The organism is Streptomyces sp. NRRL S-495, from assembly GCF_000966955.1.
In the GTDB taxonomy this organism is placed as follows: Bacteria; Actinomycetota; Actinomycetes; order Streptomycetales; family Streptomycetaceae; genus Kitasatospora; species Kitasatospora purpeofusca.
In genome coordinates this window covers 1-16653 of the sequence record NZ_JZWY01000249.1, presented here as the reverse complement: position 1 = coordinate 16653, position 16653 = coordinate 1, and the positions used below count along the sequence as shown (strand labels likewise).

General features: G+C 72.7%; 16 protein-coding genes and 1 pseudogene. 11 read left to right on the top strand and 6 right to left on the bottom strand.

Going from position 1 to position 16653, the window contains the following annotated elements; genetic code table 11:
- Positions 1-53 precede the first annotated feature (53 nt).
- The 6 genes from sufD to VR45_RS14355 are packed head-to-tail and all read left to right on the top strand — an operon-like array spanning position 54 to position 4522.
- The gene (gene sufD / locus VR45_RS14380; RefSeq protein ID WP_045940126.1) at positions 54-1286 is read left to right on the top strand and encodes a Fe-S cluster assembly protein SufD; all 1233 of its coding nucleotides are present in this window, start codon (positions 54-56) and stop codon (positions 1284-1286) included.
- Positions 1287-1291: 5 nt separating this feature from the next.
- Positions 1292-1609, top strand: coding sequence for a bifunctional 3-phenylpropionate/cinnamic acid dioxygenase ferredoxin subunit (locus VR45_RS14375; RefSeq protein WP_030394948.1), 318 nt, complete (start codon positions 1292-1294; stop codon positions 1607-1609).
- Between the two features lie 6 nt (positions 1610-1615).
- Positions 1616-2380 (top strand): Fe-S cluster assembly ATPase SufC, encoded by a 765-nt coding sequence (gene sufC, locus VR45_RS14370; RefSeq protein WP_045940125.1) that lies wholly within the window; start codon positions 1616-1618, stop codon positions 2378-2380.
- 26 nt (positions 2381-2406) lie between these two features.
- A complete protein-coding gene (locus VR45_RS14365) occupies positions 2407-3654 on the top strand; it encodes a cysteine desulfurase (RefSeq protein ID WP_045940143.1) in 1248 nt (415 codons plus the stop codon).
- 17 nt (positions 3655-3671) lie between these two features.
- Positions 3672-4121, top strand: coding sequence for a Fe-S cluster assembly sulfur transfer protein SufU (gene sufU, locus VR45_RS14360; protein ID WP_030394945.1), 450 nt, complete (start codon positions 3672-3674; stop codon positions 4119-4121).
- Positions 4122-4144: 23 nt separating this feature from the next.
- A complete protein-coding gene (locus VR45_RS14355; protein ID WP_078880144.1) occupies positions 4145-4522 on the top strand; it encodes a metal-sulfur cluster assembly factor in 378 nt (125 codons plus the stop codon).
- A 73-nt stretch (positions 4523-4595) separates the two neighbouring features.
- On the opposite strand, the gene VR45_RS14350 is transcribed toward VR45_RS14355, so the two are convergent.
- From VR45_RS14350 to VR45_RS50045, 3 genes and pseudogenes are all read right to left on the bottom strand, one after another.
- Entirely contained in the window at positions 4596-5501 is a 906-nt protein-coding gene (locus VR45_RS14350) for a hypothetical protein (protein WP_078896510.1), read from the bottom strand.
- Between the two features lie 162 nt (positions 5502-5663).
- Positions 5664-6095, bottom strand: coding sequence for an NUDIX domain-containing protein (locus tag VR45_RS14345; RefSeq protein ID WP_045940123.1), 432 nt, complete (start codon positions 6093-6095; stop codon positions 5664-5666).
- A gap of 40 nt (positions 6096-6135) precedes the next feature.
- Positions 6136-6237, bottom strand: a pseudogene (locus VR45_RS50045) (SDR family oxidoreductase); the annotation flags it as partial.
- Between the two features lie 110 nt (positions 6238-6347).
- On the opposite strand from VR45_RS50045, the gene VR45_RS14340 reads away from it, so the two are divergent.
- Positions 6348-7007: a Uma2 family endonuclease gene (locus VR45_RS14340; protein WP_078896509.1), complete on the top strand. Its 660-nt coding sequence runs from the start codon at positions 6348-6350 to the stop codon at positions 7005-7007.
- A gap of 68 nt (positions 7008-7075) precedes the next feature.
- Here VR45_RS14340 and VR45_RS14335 read toward each other — a convergent pair whose 3' ends face one another.
- A complete protein-coding gene (locus VR45_RS14335; RefSeq protein WP_052709080.1) occupies positions 7076-8407 on the bottom strand; it encodes an MFS transporter in 1332 nt (443 codons plus the stop codon).
- A 357-nt stretch (positions 8408-8764) separates the two neighbouring features.
- Here VR45_RS14335 and VR45_RS14330 point away from each other — a divergent pair, with 357 nt between their 5' ends.
- Positions 8765-10405: a hypothetical protein gene (locus tag VR45_RS14330; protein ID WP_234325973.1), complete on the top strand. Its 1641-nt coding sequence runs from the start codon at positions 8765-8767 to the stop codon at positions 10403-10405.
- A gap of 61 nt (positions 10406-10466) precedes the next feature.
- Here the strand turns inward: VR45_RS14330 and VR45_RS14325 are convergent, their stop codons facing one another.
- Positions 10467-10913, bottom strand: coding sequence for a VOC family protein (locus VR45_RS14325; RefSeq protein ID WP_045940122.1), 447 nt, complete (start codon positions 10911-10913; stop codon positions 10467-10469).
- Positions 10914-11186: 273 nt separating this feature from the next.
- Between VR45_RS14325 and VR45_RS14320 the strand changes: the two genes are divergently transcribed.
- Both VR45_RS14320 and VR45_RS14315 read left to right on the top strand, forming a co-directional pair.
- On the top strand, positions 11187-12359 hold the full coding sequence (locus VR45_RS14320) for a hypothetical protein (RefSeq protein WP_045940121.1): 1173 nt from the start codon (positions 11187-11189) through the stop codon (positions 12357-12359).
- 134 nt (positions 12360-12493) lie between these two features.
- A complete protein-coding gene (locus VR45_RS14315; protein WP_078896507.1) occupies positions 12494-14074 on the top strand; it encodes an alkaline phosphatase PhoX in 1581 nt (526 codons plus the stop codon).
- 122 nt (positions 14075-14196) lie between these two features.
- Here VR45_RS14315 and VR45_RS14310 read toward each other — a convergent pair whose 3' ends face one another.
- Positions 14197-15798, bottom strand: coding sequence for a PucR family transcriptional regulator (locus VR45_RS14310; RefSeq protein WP_045940120.1), 1602 nt, complete (start codon positions 15796-15798; stop codon positions 14197-14199).
- 287 nt (positions 15799-16085) lie between these two features.
- On the opposite strand from VR45_RS14310, the gene VR45_RS14305 reads away from it, so the two are divergent.
- On the top strand, positions 16086-16653 hold a 568-nt coding region (locus VR45_RS14305; protein ID WP_159394214.1), incomplete at its 3' end, for an aldehyde dehydrogenase family protein.

Genomic DNA, 16653 nt, shown 5'->3' with positions numbered 1-16653 from the left:
GCCGCCCGCCGTCCATCGAAACTTTTTTGAGGAAGAGAGCACAACGAACAGCCATGGCTGACGTCCAGAACAACTCCGGCTCCACCACCGCCGGTTCGATCGAGGTCGGCACCGCCGGTGCCGGCGCCCAGCTCGCCGGTCCCGGCACCGGTCGGGACAGTGTCCGCCAGCCGATCGACGCGCGCGTCGCGGTCGCGCCGTCCTTCGACGTCGCGGACTTCCCGGTGCCCACCGGTCGCGAGGAGGACTGGCGGTTCACCCCGCTGCACCGCCTCGGCGGCCTGCACGACGGCACCGCCGCCACCGCCGACAAGGGCGAGGACAAGGTCGAGCTGAGCCTGCCCGAGGGGGTCACCGCCGAGACCGTCGGCCGTGACGACGCCCGCCTGGGCAAGGCCGGCAAGCCGGTCGACCGGGTCGCCGCGCAGGCGTTCAGCGCCTTCGAGCAGGCGCTCGTGGTCACCGTCCCCAAGGAGACGGTGCTCACCGAACCGGTGCGGATCGACGTGCACGGCGAGGGCGGCACCCGCTTCGCGCACGTGGTCGTCGACGTCAAGCCGTTCGCCGAGGCCGTCGTGGTGATCAACCACACCGGCACCGGCACCCGGGCCGCCAACGTCGAGCTGCTGGTCGGCGACGGCGCCAAGCTGACCTTCGTCTCGGTCCAGGACTGGGAGCGCGACGCGGTCCACGTCGCCCAGCAGACCGCGCTGGTCGGCCGTGACGCCTCGCTGAAGTCCGTCGTCGTCACCTTCGGCGGCGACGTGGTCCGGATCCACCCGCGGGTCAACTACGCCGCTCCCGGTGGCGAGGCCGAGCTGCTCGGCCTCTACTTCGCCGACGCCGGCCAGCACCTCGAGCACCGTCTGGTCATCGACCACGACACCCCGCACTGCCGCTCCAACGTCGTCTACAAGGGCGCGCTGCAGGGCCAGGACGCGCACGCGGTGTGGATCGGCGACGTGCTGATCCGCGCCGCCGCCGAGGGCACCGACACCTACGAGCTCAACCGCAACCTGGTGCTCACCGACGGCGCCCGGGTCGACTCGGTGCCGAACCTGGAGATCGAGACCGGCGAGATCGTCGGGGCCGGCCACGCCTCCGCCACCGGCCGCTTCGACGACGAGCAGCTCTTCTACCTGCGCTCCCGCGGCATCCCGGCCGACGAGGCCCGCCGCCTGGTGGTGCGCGGCTTCTTCGCCGAACTGGTCCAGCAGATCGGCGTCGCCGAGATCCAGGACCACCTCATGGAGAAGATCGAGGCCGAGCTGGAAGCGGCGGTCTGACACCCATGAGCTTCCTTCGCGCCTGCGCGCTGAGCGAACTGGCTGAGGACGTGCCCAAGCGCGTCGACCTCAACGGCGTACCGGTCGCCGTCGTCCGCACCGACGAGGGGGTGTTCGCGGTCAACGACATCTGCTCGCACGCGAACGTCTCGCTGTCCGAGGGCGAGGTCGAGGACTGCATGATCGAGTGCTGGCTGCACGGCTCCAGCTTCGACCTGCGCACCGGCAAGCCCTCCGGCCTGCCCGCCACCCGGCCGGTCGCTGTCTACCCCGTAAAGATCGAAGGGGACGATGTGCTCGTCTCCGTCAACCAGGAGTCCTGAGTACACATGGCTACCCTTGAAATCCGCGACCTGCACGTCTCCGTCGAGACCGAGAACGGCCCCCGGGAGATCCTGAAGGGCGTCGACCTGACCGTGAAGCAGGGCGAGACCCACGCCATCATGGGTCCGAACGGCTCCGGCAAGTCCACCCTGGCCTACTCCCTGGCCGGCCACCCCAAGTACACCGTCACCGGCGGCTCGGTGCTGCTGGACGGCGAGGACGTCCTGGAGATGTCCGTCGACGAGCGCGCCCGGGCCGGCGTCTTCCTGGCCATGCAGTACCCGGTCGAGGTCCCCGGCGTCTCGGTCTCCAACTTCCTGCGCACCGCCGCCACCGCCGTCCGCGGCGAGGCCCCCAAGCTGCGGCTGTGGGTGAAGGAGGTCAAGGAGGCGATGGCCGCCCTCCAGATGGACCCGGCCTTCGCCGAGCGCAACGTCAACGAGGGCTTCTCCGGCGGTGAGAAGAAGCGCCACGAGATCCTCCAGCTGGAGCTGCTCAAGCCCAAGGTCGCGATCCTCGACGAGACCGACTCCGGCCTGGACGTCGACGCGCTGCGGGTCGTCTCCGAGGGCATCAACCGGGTCCGTTCCACCGGGGAGGTGGGCACCCTCCTGGTCACCCACTACACCCGCATCCTGCGGTACATCAAGCCCGACCACGTCCACGTCTTCGCGGGCGGCCGCATCGTCGAGTCCGGCGGCGCCGAGCTGGCCGACAAGCTGGAGGCGGAGGGCTACGAGGCCTATGTGAAGGGTGGCGCGTCCGAGTGACCTCTTCCACGCACGAGTCGGCGGTCCTGGCGGGCCTGCTCGACACCGACGCGATCCGCAAGGACTTCCCGGTCCTGCAGCGCCTGCTGCACGACGGCAAGCCGCTGGTCTACCTGGACAACGCGGCCACCTCGCAGAAGCCCCGCCAGGTGCTCGACGCCCTGAACGCCTACTACGAGCGGCACAACGCCAACGTCCACCGCGGCGTGCACGTGCTCGCCGAGGAGGCCACGGCGCTGTACGAGGGTGCCCGGGACAAGGTCGCGGCGTTCGTCAACGCGCCGAGCCGCAACGAGGTGGTGTTCACCAAGAACGCCTCCGAGTCGCTCAACCTGGTCGCCAACATGCTGACCTGGGCGGACGAGCCCTACCGGGTGGACGCCGAGTCCGAGATCGTCATCACGGAGATGGAGCACCACTCCAACATCGTCCCGTGGCAGCTGCTCTCGCAGCGCACCGGCGCGAAGCTGAAGTGGTTCGGGCTGACCGACGAGGGCCGGCTCGACCTGTCCAACATCGACGAGCTGATCACCGAGAAGACCAAGGTGGTCTCCTTCACCCTGGTCTCCAACCTGCTCGGCACCGTCAACCCGGTCGAAGCGATCGTGCGCAAGGCCCAGTCGGTCGGCGCGCTGGTCGTGATCGACGCCTCGCAGGCCGCGCCGCACATGGTGCTGGACGTCCAGGCGCTGGAGGCCGACTTCGTCGCCTTCACCGGCCACAAGATGCTGGCGCCGACCGGCATCGGCGTGCTCTGGGGCCGTCAGGAGCTGCTGGAGGACCTCCCGCCGTTCCTCGGCGGCGGCGAGATGATCGAGACCGTCACCATGGGCTCGTCCACCTACGCCCCGGCGCCGCACAAGTTCGAGGCCGGTACCCCGCCGATCGCCCAGGCGGTCGGGCTGGGCGCGGCCGTCGACTACCTGACCGGCATCGGCATGGAGCGGATCGCCGCCCACGAGCACGCCATCACCGAGTACGCGCTCGAGCGGCTGCTGGAGGTCCCGGACCTGCGGATCATCGGCCCGCGCACGGCCGTCGACCGCGGTGCGGCGATCTCGTTCACGCTGGGCGACATCCACCCGCACGACGTGGGCCAGGTGCTGGACGAGCAGGGCATCGCCGTGCGCGTCGGTCACCACTGCGCGCGGCCGGTCTGCCTGCGGTACGGAATTCCTGCGACCACGCGGGCGTCGTTCTACCTGTACTCGACGCCGGGCGAGGTCGACGCGCTCGTGGACGGCCTGCACCACGTCCGGAACTTCTTCGGCTGAGGACGGGGCACGCGACCATGAAGCTCGACTCGATGTACCAGGACATCATCCTGGACCACTACCGCAACCCGCACGGCAAGGGGCTGCGGGACGGTGACGCCGAGGTGCACCACGTCAACCCGACGTGCGGCGACGAGATCACCCTGCGGGTGAAGCTCGACGGCTCCACCGTTGTCGACGTCTCCTACGAGTCCCAGGGCTGCTCGATCAGCCAGGCCAGCGCCTCGGTGCTGAACGACCTGGTGGTCGGCAAGACCGTGGGCGAGGCCCAGGCGGTCCAGGAGGCCTTCCTGGAGCTGATGCAGAGCAAGGGCCAGGGCGAGGGCGACGAGGAGGTGCTGGAGGACGCGGTCGCGTTCGCCGGCGTCTCCAAGTACCCGGCCCGGGTCAAGTGCGCCCTGCTCAGCTGGATGGCCTGGAAGGACGCCACCGCCAAGGCCCTCGCCGAGCACCCCGCCACCGACTGACACCGCAGAGGAGGACACCCGCCATGACCGAAGAGACCACCTCCCCCGCGGAGGAGACCACCCCGGCCGGCCCGGTCGGCACCAGCGCCGGCACCGTCGCCGTCGAGGACCTCGTCGAGGCCCTGATGGACGTCGTCGACCCCGAACTGGGCATCGACGTCGTCAACCTGGGCCTGATCTACGGCGTCCACATCGACGACGCCGACGTGGCCACCATCGACATGACCCTCACCTCGGCGGCCTGCCCGCTGACCGACGTGATCGAGGACCAGGCCAGGACCGCCACCGACGGCCTGGTCAAGGACCTGCGGATCAACTGGGTCTGGATGCCGCCGTGGGGCCCCGACAAGATCACCGACGAGGGCCGCGACCAGCTCCGCGCCCTGGGCTTCAACGTCTGAGGCCCTGAGCCGATCGTCACGCCGCTGCCGCGCGAACCGCAAGGTCTGCGCGGCAGCGGCGTTTCCGCGTGCCTCAGGCCGCGATGTGCGCAGGCCGTCCGCCGGTCAGCGCGGAGTGCAGGGCGGTGCGGACTCGGGCGGCGCCCGCTGCTGCCACCTCTGCTCCCTTGCCGGTCGTCAGGGTGCCGGTTGTCAGGGTGCCGGTTGTCAGACCGGCGCACGGGCGACAGATGCCCGGCCGGGGCACGGGGTCGTGGCACTTGGCGCACTCGGCGTACCGGGCCGGTGGCCGTGCGGCGGGTTGGGCGGGCGGCATCTTTTGCTCCAGCCGGTAGCGGAGCACGGCCGTCGCCGAGTGCATCGGGACGGGCAGGCCCGGCAGCAATGCGTGAGCGAGGTCGGTCCGGGTCGCGCCGCGCTCCAGCCACTGGGCGACGAGGGGCGCGAGTCCGGCGGCCTCGGCCTCGCCCAGGCGCAGGCGCGGTTCGGACCGGATCACGCGGAACAGGGTGGCCACGGCTTCGCGGACCTCTTCGGCCTCGGAAGCCTCCTCCCCTTCTGCGGGCTTGCCGTCATCGGCCGAACTCGCGGGGAGGGAGGGTTCCTTGTGCCGGTTCTTAAGAAGAGGGCTGCCAGCACGCCCGGCGGCCGCTCCACCGGGCGCCGGACGGGTGGCATCCGGCGCGGACCACGGTGTGTCGTACACGTGGGTCTCGGTGCGGATGGTGCCGTCCGGCATCCGGATCTTCTCGACGCGGTAGAAGCCCGCCTCGGTCAGCTCCTTCAGGGCCTTGCGGATCGAACCTCGGCCCTGCGGGCTGGTGTCGGCCATGTGCCGGCCGTCCTCCCGCCAGCCGTCGGGTCGGGAGAGGAGGTCCGCGAGCAGACCGCGGGCGGTGTAGGAGAGCCGTCGGTACTGCAGGACGGCGTTGGGAAGCACGGTGAAATTGCGCACGTGGGCGTTACGATGGACGCGCATCGGGAGGTCTTGCTCCTGTTGCCGGACCCCGGGGTGTTCCAGCACCGCCGGGGTCGCCTTTTTCTCTTTGAGTACGGAACGTACCACGGCATTTGACGCACCGTGAGGCTTTGCTGACACTCGGTGCGAGCCCGGTGCACGGACGCAGCGATCGTTCTGCGGCTACCTGGCGGCGAGGAGTTCACCACGTTCGACGGCCGCGCGGAGAACCACGGCGATCTCCCGGGGCTGGAGGTTGATCGCGTCGATGGCTTCGGTGGTGAGGGGGATCTCTTCCAGGAGGTACTCGCCTCGGCCTTCCTGGCTGAACTCGGGCCCGGTGCGGTCCTCGAAGCTCCACTTGTCGACGGTGGCGAGGTAGAAGTCCTGGCGCTCGTCGTCCGTCTCGACGGTGTGGAGGAGGCTGACGATCTCGGCCTCGCCCGCGATCTCCTCGCGGACCTCGCGCAGCAGGGCCTCCTGGGGGTCGGTGTCGGTCGGCTCGATCTTGCCGCCGACGATCACCCAGTACGGGTCGATGCCCGGGCGGAGGCGCTTGATGAGCAGCGTGGTGTTGTTCGGGGTGAGGAGAACGGCTCGGACGCGGTGCTGCATGGTGGCCTGCTTCCTGTTGGGTGGGACTGGCGGGTCGGCGGAGGAGCCAGCCACCGTCGACGTGCATCGACTGGCCGGTGATGAAGGACGCGCTGGGGCCGGCGAGGAAAGCGACGGCGGCGTGCTCGGGGTGGCCCCGACGTCAACTCACTGTCGCCCAAACCTCTCCTTCGAGCGAATGGTTTGGGCGGCAGTGGTATATCTGCGACCGGGCGGCCAGGCTGGTGCCGCGACCTCGGAGGGAGCGAAGTCATGTCAGTGGTTGCGTTCGCGCAGTTGCTTCTGCCTGATTCGCCGTACGCCATGTGGGTCCGCGGAGAACTGGAGGAATACCTCCGGCTCCCGGACGACGGTACGCGGGTGGAGGTTGTCGGAGGGGAGATCGTTGTGTCGCCGGCACCGGTGTTTGCCCACGGAGGGATCCTCTCGGACGTTCAGCGGGGGTTCGAGAGGGCCTTGTTCCTGGACGGTGCATTCCCCTGGCGGGCCGTCCAGGCGGTCAATGTGGATCTGATCGAGGTCGGTGACGGCTATGTCCCCGACCTCGTGGTGCTGCGCAAGGACATCGAGGCGGAGAAGCGGGCGGAGGACGTGTTGCATCTCCACCCGCAGGACCTCTCGCTGGTGGTCGAGGTGACCTCCGCATCCAACGCCGGCCACGACCGGCGGCCCATGTTCGGGCGACAGGTCAAGCCGACCAAGTGGAACGGCTACGCACGGGGCGGCGTGCCGTACTACCTGCTGGTCGACCGTGACCCGCGGCAGCCCGGCGTCGTGCTGTTCGGTGAGCCGAACAAGGCCGAGGCCACGTACGAGGTCCTGGGCGAGTGGAAGTTCGGCGAGGCCGTCCGGCTGCCGGAGCCGTTCGGCATTGAGATCGACACCGATGCCTGGAAGCCCTGGAGCGCGTAGGCGTGGGGGAACGCCGCCGCCCCGGAACGGAGGTCCGTTCCGGGGCGGCGGCGTTGTCGGGGTGGTGCTCAGGCTCGCTTCGGGGGGCGGGCCACGGCGATGGCCAGGGCGGCGCAGAGGGTGGCCGCGAGGGCGGCGAAGCCGCTGACGGCGGGGAGCAGGCCGTAGGTCTTGACGAGGGCGCCGACCGCGATGATGGGGGCTGAGCTGCCCAGGTAGACGATGATCCACAGGGAGCTCAGCTCGGAGCCGCGGCGTTCCGGGTTCATCGCCGCGACGGCCGTGGTGAAGAGCGAGCGGAAGGCCACGCCCTGGCAGATGCCGCCGAGGACGCTGCCGATGAAGAGCAGCGCCGGGGTGCCGGTGTACTGGGCGGTGACGACCAGGCCGAGGCCGGTGGCCAGGCCGGCCAGGCCGAGGGCGACGACCACGCGGTCGGCGGTCGGCGGGACGGTCAGCTGTGCGGTGGCCGAGGAGCCGAGCAGCAGGGCGGCCACGATCGCGCCGGTCAGGTGCGAGTCGGTGTGCAGCAGCTTGGTGGAGAAGGCCGGGGCGAGGGCCAGGTAGACGCCGAAGACGCCGTACGAGACGAAGCCGACGCCGGCGGCCAGCAGGAACTCGCGGCGGCCGGTGCGCGGCAGCCGCAGTCGCTGCGGGCGCAGGTGGGCCGGGGTGGTGATGCGCGGCGGGGAGGCCGGCGGGCGGTTGCGGCCGGGCATCCGGGGGTGGACCAGGGCCAGTGGCACGCAGAGCGCGAGCAGGGCGATCGCGTGCAGCAGGAAGGGAGTGAGCAGCGGGTCGGCGCCGTCGGCCAGCAGCGCGCCGACCACCGGGCCGAGCGCCACGCCGCCCGCCGAACAGGCGAGGGTGAGCTTGGCGGCCAGGGTGGGGCGGTCCGGCATCAGATCGCCGAGGGCGGCCCCGGCGGCGCCGGTGGACAGGCCGACGGCGATGCCCTGGACGGCCCGGCCGGCGGCCAGCTGCCAGAAGCTGCCGGAGGTCGCGAACACCACGTCGCCCGCGGCCGCCAGGGCGACGGCGGGCAGGATCAGGGCGCGCCGGCCGAGGTGGTCGGACCAGTGGCCGACCACGGCCAGTACCGGGACCAGCGCGAACACGTAGATCGTGAAGAGGATCGTGGTGTCGAGCGGGCCCAGTCCGAGCCGTCGCTGGAGCATCGGGTAGATCGGCGTCGCCAGATTGGCGCCGATCAGCATGAGGAGCAGCGCGGCGGCGACGAGGCCGACGCGGACACCGCGCAGCGCGTTCCAGCGGCTGATCGCGGCGAGCCGGAGCTGGGCGCGGGGCGCGAGCTCCAGGGGAAGCAGGGCCTCCGACAGTCGGCGTCCGTCGAGCTGCGCGGTGCGCAGGCCGGAGCCGGCGGGGGAGAGGTCCGCCATGGCAGGGGTCTCCTGTGGCCGGGCACCACGCGGGTCGGCGGGGTGTGCCGGCGCGCCCGTCCTGGGCGCTGTGGTGGTGGCCTCGGTGCGGGCTCCCTGGTGGTGCAGGTGAGCGAGAGCGGGGCTACGTTGCCCATCGGCGCGCGCGGGGTTGTGCGCGGTACCGACTTCGAAGGATAAGGGGTGGGCGCGCGCTCGCGGCGCGCGCCCCTGGAGGCCGGGCATCGGGGGTGCCCGGCCTATACGCTGAGGTAGTGGGCCGGTACACGGAGGTGATCTCCGGGGTCCGGCCCGGCTGACCGTTCGGTGCAGCCCGATGGTGCTCGGTGAAGCTCGGTGTAGGGAGAACGCGCAACGATGGCCGCACGACGTCGCAGGAACGCCGGCCCCTCGGCGGCGGGGACACCGGGCGAGGGCGCGGTGCTGCCCGCCGACCTGGAGCTGCAGGATCTGTACGGCGCGTTCGCCGCGCACGGACTGGACGACGAGGACCTGGACGACGCGGCCGTGCTGGTGCCGCCGGTCCGGCTGCCGGCCGAGGCGGAGCTGGCCGCGCTGGCGAAGGCCGTCCCGATGTTCGACTGGGCGCTGCGGCTGGCCCGCTGGGCGGCCCCGCACCGGGCGGTGGACGAGTTCGGCGACCTCACCGCCCCGGACCGGCTCCCGGCCGCCCGGCTGCTCGGCCTCGCCCCCGAGGAGGGGGAGGCCGAGGAGGAGGCGGTGGTCGAGGCGATGCGCGCCTGGTCGCTCGCCTGCGACCTGGACCTGGTCGAGATCGGCACCACGGCGGCCGGCGAGCACGTCGCCGTCCCGGGCCCGGACCTGGAGCCGGCCGAGGAGGGCGACCCCGAGACCGTCCTGGAGCTGTGGCTGACGGCCGCCGGGATCGTCCGCGAGCTGGCGGTGGAGGCGGACTCCCAGGAGCTGGAGCTGGAGCTGGAGCGGGAGGACGACGGGGACGCCGAGGCGGAGGAGGACGAGGAGGGCCTGGGCGAGGTCGAGGACGCCAGGGACGAGGCCGCCGAACTGCTCGACGAGGCGCTGCAGGTGCTGTACGAGACCACCGCCTTCGCCGAGCCGGGCACCGAGACGGTGCCGCTGGGCGTGCTGGCGGCGCTGCTGGTCGTCCCCGAGGGCGAGGAGCCGAGCGACGAGCTGCTGGGCGACATCACCGATGTGATGGTGGCCCTGGACCCGATGCTTGCCGACCTCTCCGAGCTGGGCCTGCTGGACTACCGGCCGATCGACCCCGAGCTCTTCGACGAGGAGGAGGGCGAGGAGACGGCCGCCGCCGGCGCGGACGGCGAGCCGGCGGAGCTGGACGAGGCGGAGTCGGCCCGGTTCGGGCTGGTCCGGCTCACCCCGCTCGGCCAGTACGGGATCCGCCAGTGGCTGCTGGAGGACGGCTACGACGCGCCGCTGGTCGGCGACCTGGCCCAGGGGGACGCCGCCGAGCTGCTCCGCGGTGTCAGCGAGGCCGCCAATGTGCTGCCCGAGGAGGAGCTGAAGGTCTGGCTCGAAGGGCGGGAGCCGGTGGCGGCGGCGCGCGAGCTGCTGGCGGCGGCGCGCGGCGACGACGCGTACGCCCCGCTGCGGCGGATGCTCTGCCACTCGGCGCTGACCCTGATCGGCGCGCCCGCCGAACCGGCCGTGCGCGAGGTGCTGGACGATCCGGAGCTGGGCGGCGGCGCTGCGGCCTGGCTGGTCGCGCTCGGCGCGGCGGACGTTCCCGCGCCGGACCGCGCGACGGCGCTGTGGACGGTCGTCGACGCCTTCGCGGCCCAGCTGCTGGACACCGGCGGTGATCCGGAGCAGCTGCGCGAGCTGGTGGCCGAGCTGCCGGTGACGGAGGAGCCCGCGGACTACCTCGGCGAGCTGTGGCGGGTCGACCACCCGTACACGGCGGACGTGCTGGAGGCGGTCGGCGAGATGCACCCGGACCGGGCGGTGGCGAAGGAGGCCCGCAAGGCGGCGTTCAAGGCGCGCTCCAAGGGCTGAGGCGGTAACCGGAGGCGGTAACCGAAAGCCCCCGCCGGTGCCCGGTGCGGCCGGCGGGGGCTCAGCGGGGCAGGTCGAGCGAGCCGTCCTCGGTGAACGGGAAGAACGGGTTGTGGGCCAGCTCCCAGAGGTGGCCGTCCGGGTCCTCGAAGTAGCCGGAGTAGCCGCCCCAGCTGGTCGGCGCCGGCGGCTTGACCACCACGGCGCCGGCCTCCACGGCTGTTGCCAGCGCGGCGTCGACCAGGGCCGGGGACTCCAGGTTCACCGCGAGGGTGACGCCCCGGAAGGCCGGCTCGCCCGCGGACGGCACGCCCGCGTCGGCGGCCAGCTCGTCGTGCGGGAAGAGGCCGAGCACCGAGTCGGCGGTGCGGAACCAGACGATCTCCGGGCTGGAGGCGGCGGACCGGTGCCAGCCGAGCGCCTCGTAGAAGCGGGCGCTGCGGTCGAGGTCGGTCACGCCGAGGGTGACGATGCTGAGCCGGGCCGGGAAGTCCGTGGTTGCTGTCATGCCGCCAGCGTAGGGAGGGGGACCGACAGCGGCGCCCCGGGCAGGGCCGTCCGGCGGGGACGGGGCCGGGCGGGCCGGACGGGGCCGGTGGCCGTCGGCTCGGCGGCTGATCGGCGGGGTGTGCAAAGGGCCTGATGACCCGGCAGGTCGGGCCACGTATCGTTGCCGGGGTCTACGGCACGGCGGGAACGGCGAGGACAGGGGGTGCGGCGCGGGATGACGCGGGCGAGCGGAGGCGGTCGGAGCGGTCGGTACGGGGACGGTGCGGGCACGGTGGACCCGTGCGGCCGCCCGGGGGACTGTCCGCGCGAGTGCCGGGTCGGCGACCTGGAGGAGTTCCTCGGCGGTCAGGAGGACCTCGCCCGCCGGACCCTCGCCGCGGCCGACTTCCCGCTGTACGGCGTGGTGCCCGCGGCGGGCCCGGGCGGTCCCGTCGCGCTGGTCGCGTTCGGCGGCGGTGCGGATCCCGCTCCCGGCTGGGTCGAGGTCGGCACCGGCGACTGGACCTCGGCGGCCGGCCCCTACGTCACCGTGCGCACCCACCGGCCGGGCGCCGACCGGTTCGAGCCGCTGCCCGAGCTGGAGGACGTGGTCGAGGACGAGCGCGACCGGGTCTACGAGCAGCTCGGGGTCGACGAGGGCGACACCCCGGGCCGGGTCAGGGCGCTGCGCGAGTGGATCACCGTCGACGGCCGGGCGCACGCCGTCGAGGTGCACGAGGACCGGCGCGGCCTGTGGTCCGGCGCGCCGCTGCCCGGCTGCTGCCCGATGGGCGGCGCCGAGCCGGTCTGGGCGGGCCGGTTCCGGGTGGACGGGCTGACCGTGACCGTCTGCGGGCGCGGCGTGCCGCCGGGCGGCGTCGAGCTGGCCCGGATCCAGGACCCCGAGGGCTGTCTGCGCGGCCGCACCGCGCTGCTGCGCGAGCTGGCCGGCCGGCGCGGCCGGTGCCTGCCGGTGGAGCGGCGCGAGCTGGCCCCGGTCACCGGCCTGGAGGCGCACCGGGAGGTGATCGCGCACGGCATCAGCGAGGCCGCCGCGGTCGAGGCCCGGCTGCGGTCCGGGCGGCCGCCGCGGCCGCTGCGGGGGGCGCGCGCGGAGGCGGGTGCGCTGCGGTGGGAGGCGGCGGTGCGCCAGCAGATGCGGCTCGCCTCGGAGACCAGGGCGGAGGCGGCGGAGGCGGTGGCCGCGATGGTCGAGCAGCTCCGGCGGCTGTCCCAGCTGACGCACTGGGTGGTGGGGACGCCGGAGGGCGACGCCGCGGTGGAGGAGTCGATCCGGTACTCGGTGTTCGCCAGCGAGGTGGCGAGCCTGCCGGCGCAGCGGGCCTGGCAGCGGGTGCGGAGCGGGGAGTGGGTGCGGAGCGGCGAGCGCGGGGAGCACCGGATGGGCGAGCAGCTGTGGCTGGCGGCCTGGGAGCAGTGGCGGGTGGCACGGGCCGGCCGCTGAGCGGGCGCGGCCCCTGGCTGATTGAACGGCGGCCCTCCCGGGGGCCGAACGGGGGGTGGCCGGAGCCCGGCCCGGTGGTGTGACCTGTGGGGACGTGGCAAAAGTTGAGTCATGGGTTCGAATACGGTCGGCAAATGGCCGCCTTGACGCGGTGTCCGCTTCACCGGGCGTTCATCGGGCAGGCGGAGTCTGCTGGGCGTCGACGACCATTTCTCGACACCTCGCACACCTCGCAAACCTCGCACGCCGCGCACCGGGTCAGCCCGGTCGGCACCCCAGCCTTCAGGAGTGACTGCCATGTCGCTGTCCCGTCGGCCACCGCCCCGGGTGCGATCGCCGCTCCGGCCGGTGGCGAGGCGCCGGCCGCCGAGGCTGCCGAGGCCGAGCGCCTCGCCGTGGGTTACGGCCCGCTGGTCGCCGACGCGCAGGGCGGCCTGCTGGCCCTGCCCAAGGGCTTCAAGTACAAGGTCGTGAACCGCGCCGGCGTCACCAAGCTGCGCACCGGTGAGTTCACCCCGAGCAACCACGACGGCACCTCGGCGTTCGAGGACGAGCGCGGCGGCAACCTGCTGGTCGTCAACCACGAGCTGTCCGGCGCCCGCGCCAACTGGCCCAACCCGGTCCCGCTGACCGAGGGCCACGTCTACGACCCGGGCGCGGCCGGCGGCTGCACCATCGTGCACGCCAAGGCCAACGGCACGGTCGAGCAGTGGGTCGGCATCGCCGGCACCGCCACCAACTGCGCCGGTGGCGTCACCCCGTGGGGCACCTGGCTGTCCGGCGAGGAGACCGAGGACAAGGCCGGCAAGAACGGCTTCACCAAGGACCACGGCTACATCTTCGAGGTCGACCCGTTCGACGACGACTACAACCGCGACCCGCAGCCGGTGAAGGCCTTCGGCCGCTACGCCCACGAGGCCGTCGTCGTCGACCCGAAGCGCGGCCACGTCTTCCTGACCGAGGACGCCTCGAACCCCAACGGCCTGCTCTTCCGCTGGACCCCGCCGGCCGGCTTCAAGCACGGCCGCTACCAGCTGCGCAAGCTGGCCGCCGACGCCGGTGTGCTGGAGGCCTTCAAGGTCTTCGACGCCCAGGGCAAGTTCATCGACGACCTGTCCCGCGCCACCACGGTCGGCACCACCTACGGCGTGGACTGGGTCAAGGTCCAGGACCGCGACGCCAGGACCGTCTCCGTCCGCAAGCAGTTCAAGGACGGCGAGGTCACCCGCGCCCGCAAGCTGGAGGGCATGTGGTGGGGTGACGGCGGCTTCTACTTCGTCTCCAGCTTCGCCCGCTCGGAGAGCCCGCTGCAGCACGACGGCCAGGTCTGGTTCTACAGCCCGGTCCGCCGCACCATCACCCTGAAGGTCCTGCTGGGCGTCAACACCGACGTCTGGGGCGACCACGACAACTACGACGGCCCGGACAACATCACCGTCTCGCCCTACGGCGGCATCGTGATCGCCGAGGACGGCGAGGGTGTCTCGCACCTGTTCGGCGCCACCGAGGACGGCCTGACCTTCCCGATCGCCCGCAACGAGCTGAACATCGGCACCGCCGAGAAGCCGGAGTTCAGCGAGTTCACCGGCGTCACCTTCTCGGACGACGGCAAGACCCTCTTCGCCAACATCCAGACCCCGGGCATCCAGCTGGCCATCACCGGCCCGTGGCACCGCCTGAACGAGCACAAGCGCGGCCAGGGCTACGGCCAGTGAGCTGACCGCGAGTGAGAGATCGGGGCCCGCTTCGGCGGGCCCCTTTCGCGTGCCCGGGGACGTACGGGATCGGGGACGGTACGGGATCAGGGGCGTACGGATCCGGGGCGGGTGCGTGCCGGTCAGGAGTCGGCCGGCAGCCGCAGCTGGAGCATCGCCAGCAGCCGCTGCTGCGGCTGGGCCAGGTCGATCCCGGTCAGCTGCTCGGCCCGGCGGACCCGGTACCGCAGGGTGTTCGGGTGGATGTGCAGGGCGTCCGCCGCGACCCGGACCTCGCCCAGCGCGTCCAGCCAGGCCAGCACCGACTCGGCGAGCCTGGTCCCGTGCCTGCGGTCGTAGGAGGTCAGCGCGGTGAGCCGCGGGTCGCGCAGGCCGCCGCGCTCCTGGAGCAGCGCCAGCACCTCGCTGACCAGCACCTCCGCCTGGACGTCGATCAGCGCCGCGACCTCCAGGTCGACCCCGCCGCGGCCCATCGCGTCCAGGATCCGGTCCGCCTGCGCGCGCGAATCGGGCACCTGGGCGAGGCCCTCCACGGTGGAACCGAGCGCCGCCCGCAGCCGGACGCCCAGATGGTCCCTGGCCGCCTCGACCACCTCCTGCGCCCAGCCGCGCACGGTGGCCATCGGCAGATTGGCGGGCAGATCGGGCAGCAGCACGTACACCCGGGACTCGATCGGCGCGAGCAGCGCCGCGCGGTGCCGGGCCGCCGTGTGCACCGAGATGAGGCCGGTCACCTCGGCCCGGGTGAGCTGCTCGGTGGTGCCCGCGCTGTACGCCAGCACGGTGGCCGGGCGCCGCACGTCGAGGCCGAGGTGGGTGGCCAGCGACTGCGGCCCGGTGGAGCCCTCCAGCAGGCCGGTGAGCAGGGTCCGGGTGAGCCGGACGTCCGCGGACAGCTCCCGGCGGCGGCGCACCAGCTGGGCCGCGGCGACCCGGGCCGCGCCGACCAGCGCCTGCTCGGCCAGCGGCGCGAGCGGCCGGGAGCCCTCCTGCACCCAGATGGTGCCGAGCGGCTGCGCGCCGGTCCTGATGCCGATCGCGAGCCGGCGGCGCAGGCCGAGCTCCGGGTGCGGGTCGACCGCGATCACGGTGTCCGAGGTGCGCAGGTGCTGGAAGACGCCCCACTCGCGGAGCTTGGAGAGGTACGGCTCCGGGCCCTGCCAGCCGAGGATGGAGAGCCGGCGCAGGTCGTCGACCTCGTCGGAGTCGGAGGAGCGCGAGTAGGCGAGCACCCGGCTGGAGGTGTCCTCGATCGAGACGATGCCGTTGGTGAGCACGGCGACGGTCTGGGCGAGCGAGAACAGGTCGCCGGCGTTGTGCTCGGGGGAGCCGGGCGCGTCCGGGGTGTCCGGGCCGGCGATGATCGCCCGGGCCAGTGAGTCGAGGTGCTCCCAGCGGGTCTCCCGGCGGACCGAGAGCAGTGCCACGCCGGCCTCGGTGGCCGCCTCGCGCAGCGCGTCGGCCTGGCCGGGGGCGTCCAGCTTGACGGCGACCGCGGCGGCTCCGGCCCGGCCGGCCGCGCGCAGCGCCGGGAGGGCGGCCCGGCCGCGGGCGCCGATGGCGAGCACGAGTTCGCCCGGGGCGGCGGTGGGCGGGTCCTCGGGGTCGAGGATGGCCACGTCACGGACCGGGACGTCGAGGCCGTGCGGGGCGGTCTGGAGCTCGACCAGCGGCTCGCCCAGGGACATCAGCAGCTGCCGGAGCGGGAGGCCGGGGGCGGTCATCGGGCCTCCTCGAAGGTGTCCGACGGGGGTCGGGGGCGGCCCGCCGCCGTGGCCGTGGGCGGGTCGGGGGTGGGGCGTGGGCGGGTCGGTGGTGGGGCGGGAGTGGCCGGCGGGTGGCCGAAGGGTGGCTTTCGTCCGAATCCTTCATCCGGTCGGACAACGCCGTCCGGATGATTTTAGCCGTCCGGCCAATCAAGCGACCCCTGATGCAGGAATAGCGTTCGTCATGTGGCCGTCGTGCGATCCGCGTCGGCATCCCCGCAAGGAACGAAGGAGAGCGTGCGCTCATGGATGCTGTGACCCAGGTCCCCGCGCCGGTGAACGAGCCGGTCCACAGCTACGCCCCCGGCAGCCCGGAACGGGCCCGCCTGGAGGCGAAGCTGAAGGAGCTGGGCGGCCAGGAGCCGGTCCAGCTGACCATGACGATCAACGGTGAGCGCCGCATGGGCGGCGGCACCGAGTTCCACGTCGTCCAGCCGCACAACCACGCGGCGAGGCTCGGCACCCTGCGCAACGCCACCCAGGCGGACGCGCAGGAGGCCATCGACACTGCCCTGGCCGCGGCCCCGGCCTGGCAGGCGCTCTCCTTCGACTCCCGCGCCGCGATCTTCCTGCGCGCCGCCGACCTGCTGGCCGGCCCCTGGCGCGAGACCCTGGCCGCCGCCACCATGCTCGGCCAGTCCAAGACCGCGCAGCAGGCCGAGATCGACACCCCCTGCGAGCTGGTCGACTTCCTGCGCTTCAACGTGCACTTCGCCCGCCAGATCATGGCCGAGCAGCCGATCTCCTCGGACGGCGTGTGGAACCGCAGCGACCACCGCCCGCTGGAGGGCTTCGTCTACGCGATCACCCCGT

Excerpts from the sequence above, each read along its gene's own strand:
- sufC (WP_045940125.1), top strand. The coding sequence starts at position 1,616 with ATGGCTACCCTTGAAATCCGCGACCTGCACGTCTCCGTCGAGACCGAG.
- VR45_RS14375 (WP_030394948.1), top strand. The coding sequence starts at position 1,292 with ATGAGCTTCCTTCGCGCCTGCGCGCTGAGCGAACTGGCTGAGGACGTG.
- VR45_RS14335 (WP_052709080.1), bottom strand. The coding sequence starts at position 8,407 with ATGGCGGACCTCTCCCCCGCCGGCTCCGGCCTGCGCACCGCGCAGCTC.
- sufU (WP_030394945.1), top strand. The coding sequence starts at position 3,672 with ATGAAGCTCGACTCGATGTACCAGGACATCATCCTGGACCACTACCGC.
- sufD (WP_045940126.1), top strand. The coding sequence starts at position 54 with ATGGCTGACGTCCAGAACAACTCCGGCTCCACCACCGCCGGTTCGATC.
- VR45_RS14355 (WP_078880144.1), top strand. The coding sequence starts at position 4,145 with ATGACCGAAGAGACCACCTCCCCCGCGGAGGAGACCACCCCGGCCGGC.
- VR45_RS14345 (WP_045940123.1), bottom strand. The coding sequence starts at position 6,095 with ATGCAGCACCGCGTCCGAGCCGTTCTCCTCACCCCGAACAACACCACG.
- VR45_RS14325 (WP_045940122.1), bottom strand. The coding sequence starts at position 10,913 with ATGACAGCAACCACGGACTTCCCGGCCCGGCTCAGCATCGTCACCCTC.
- VR45_RS14315 (WP_078896507.1), top strand. The coding sequence starts at position 12,494 with ATGGCCGCCTTGACGCGGTGTCCGCTTCACCGGGCGTTCATCGGGCAG.
- VR45_RS14350 (WP_078896510.1), bottom strand. The coding sequence starts at position 5,501 with ATGCGCGTCCATCGTAACGCCCACGTGCGCAATTTCACCGTGCTTCCC.
- VR45_RS14340 (WP_078896509.1), top strand. The coding sequence starts at position 6,348 with ATGTCAGTGGTTGCGTTCGCGCAGTTGCTTCTGCCTGATTCGCCGTAC.
- VR45_RS14330 (WP_234325973.1), top strand. The coding sequence starts at position 8,765 with ATGGCCGCACGACGTCGCAGGAACGCCGGCCCCTCGGCGGCGGGGACA.
- VR45_RS14310 (WP_045940120.1), bottom strand. The coding sequence starts at position 15,798 with ATGACCGCCCCCGGCCTCCCGCTCCGGCAGCTGCTGATGTCCCTGGGC.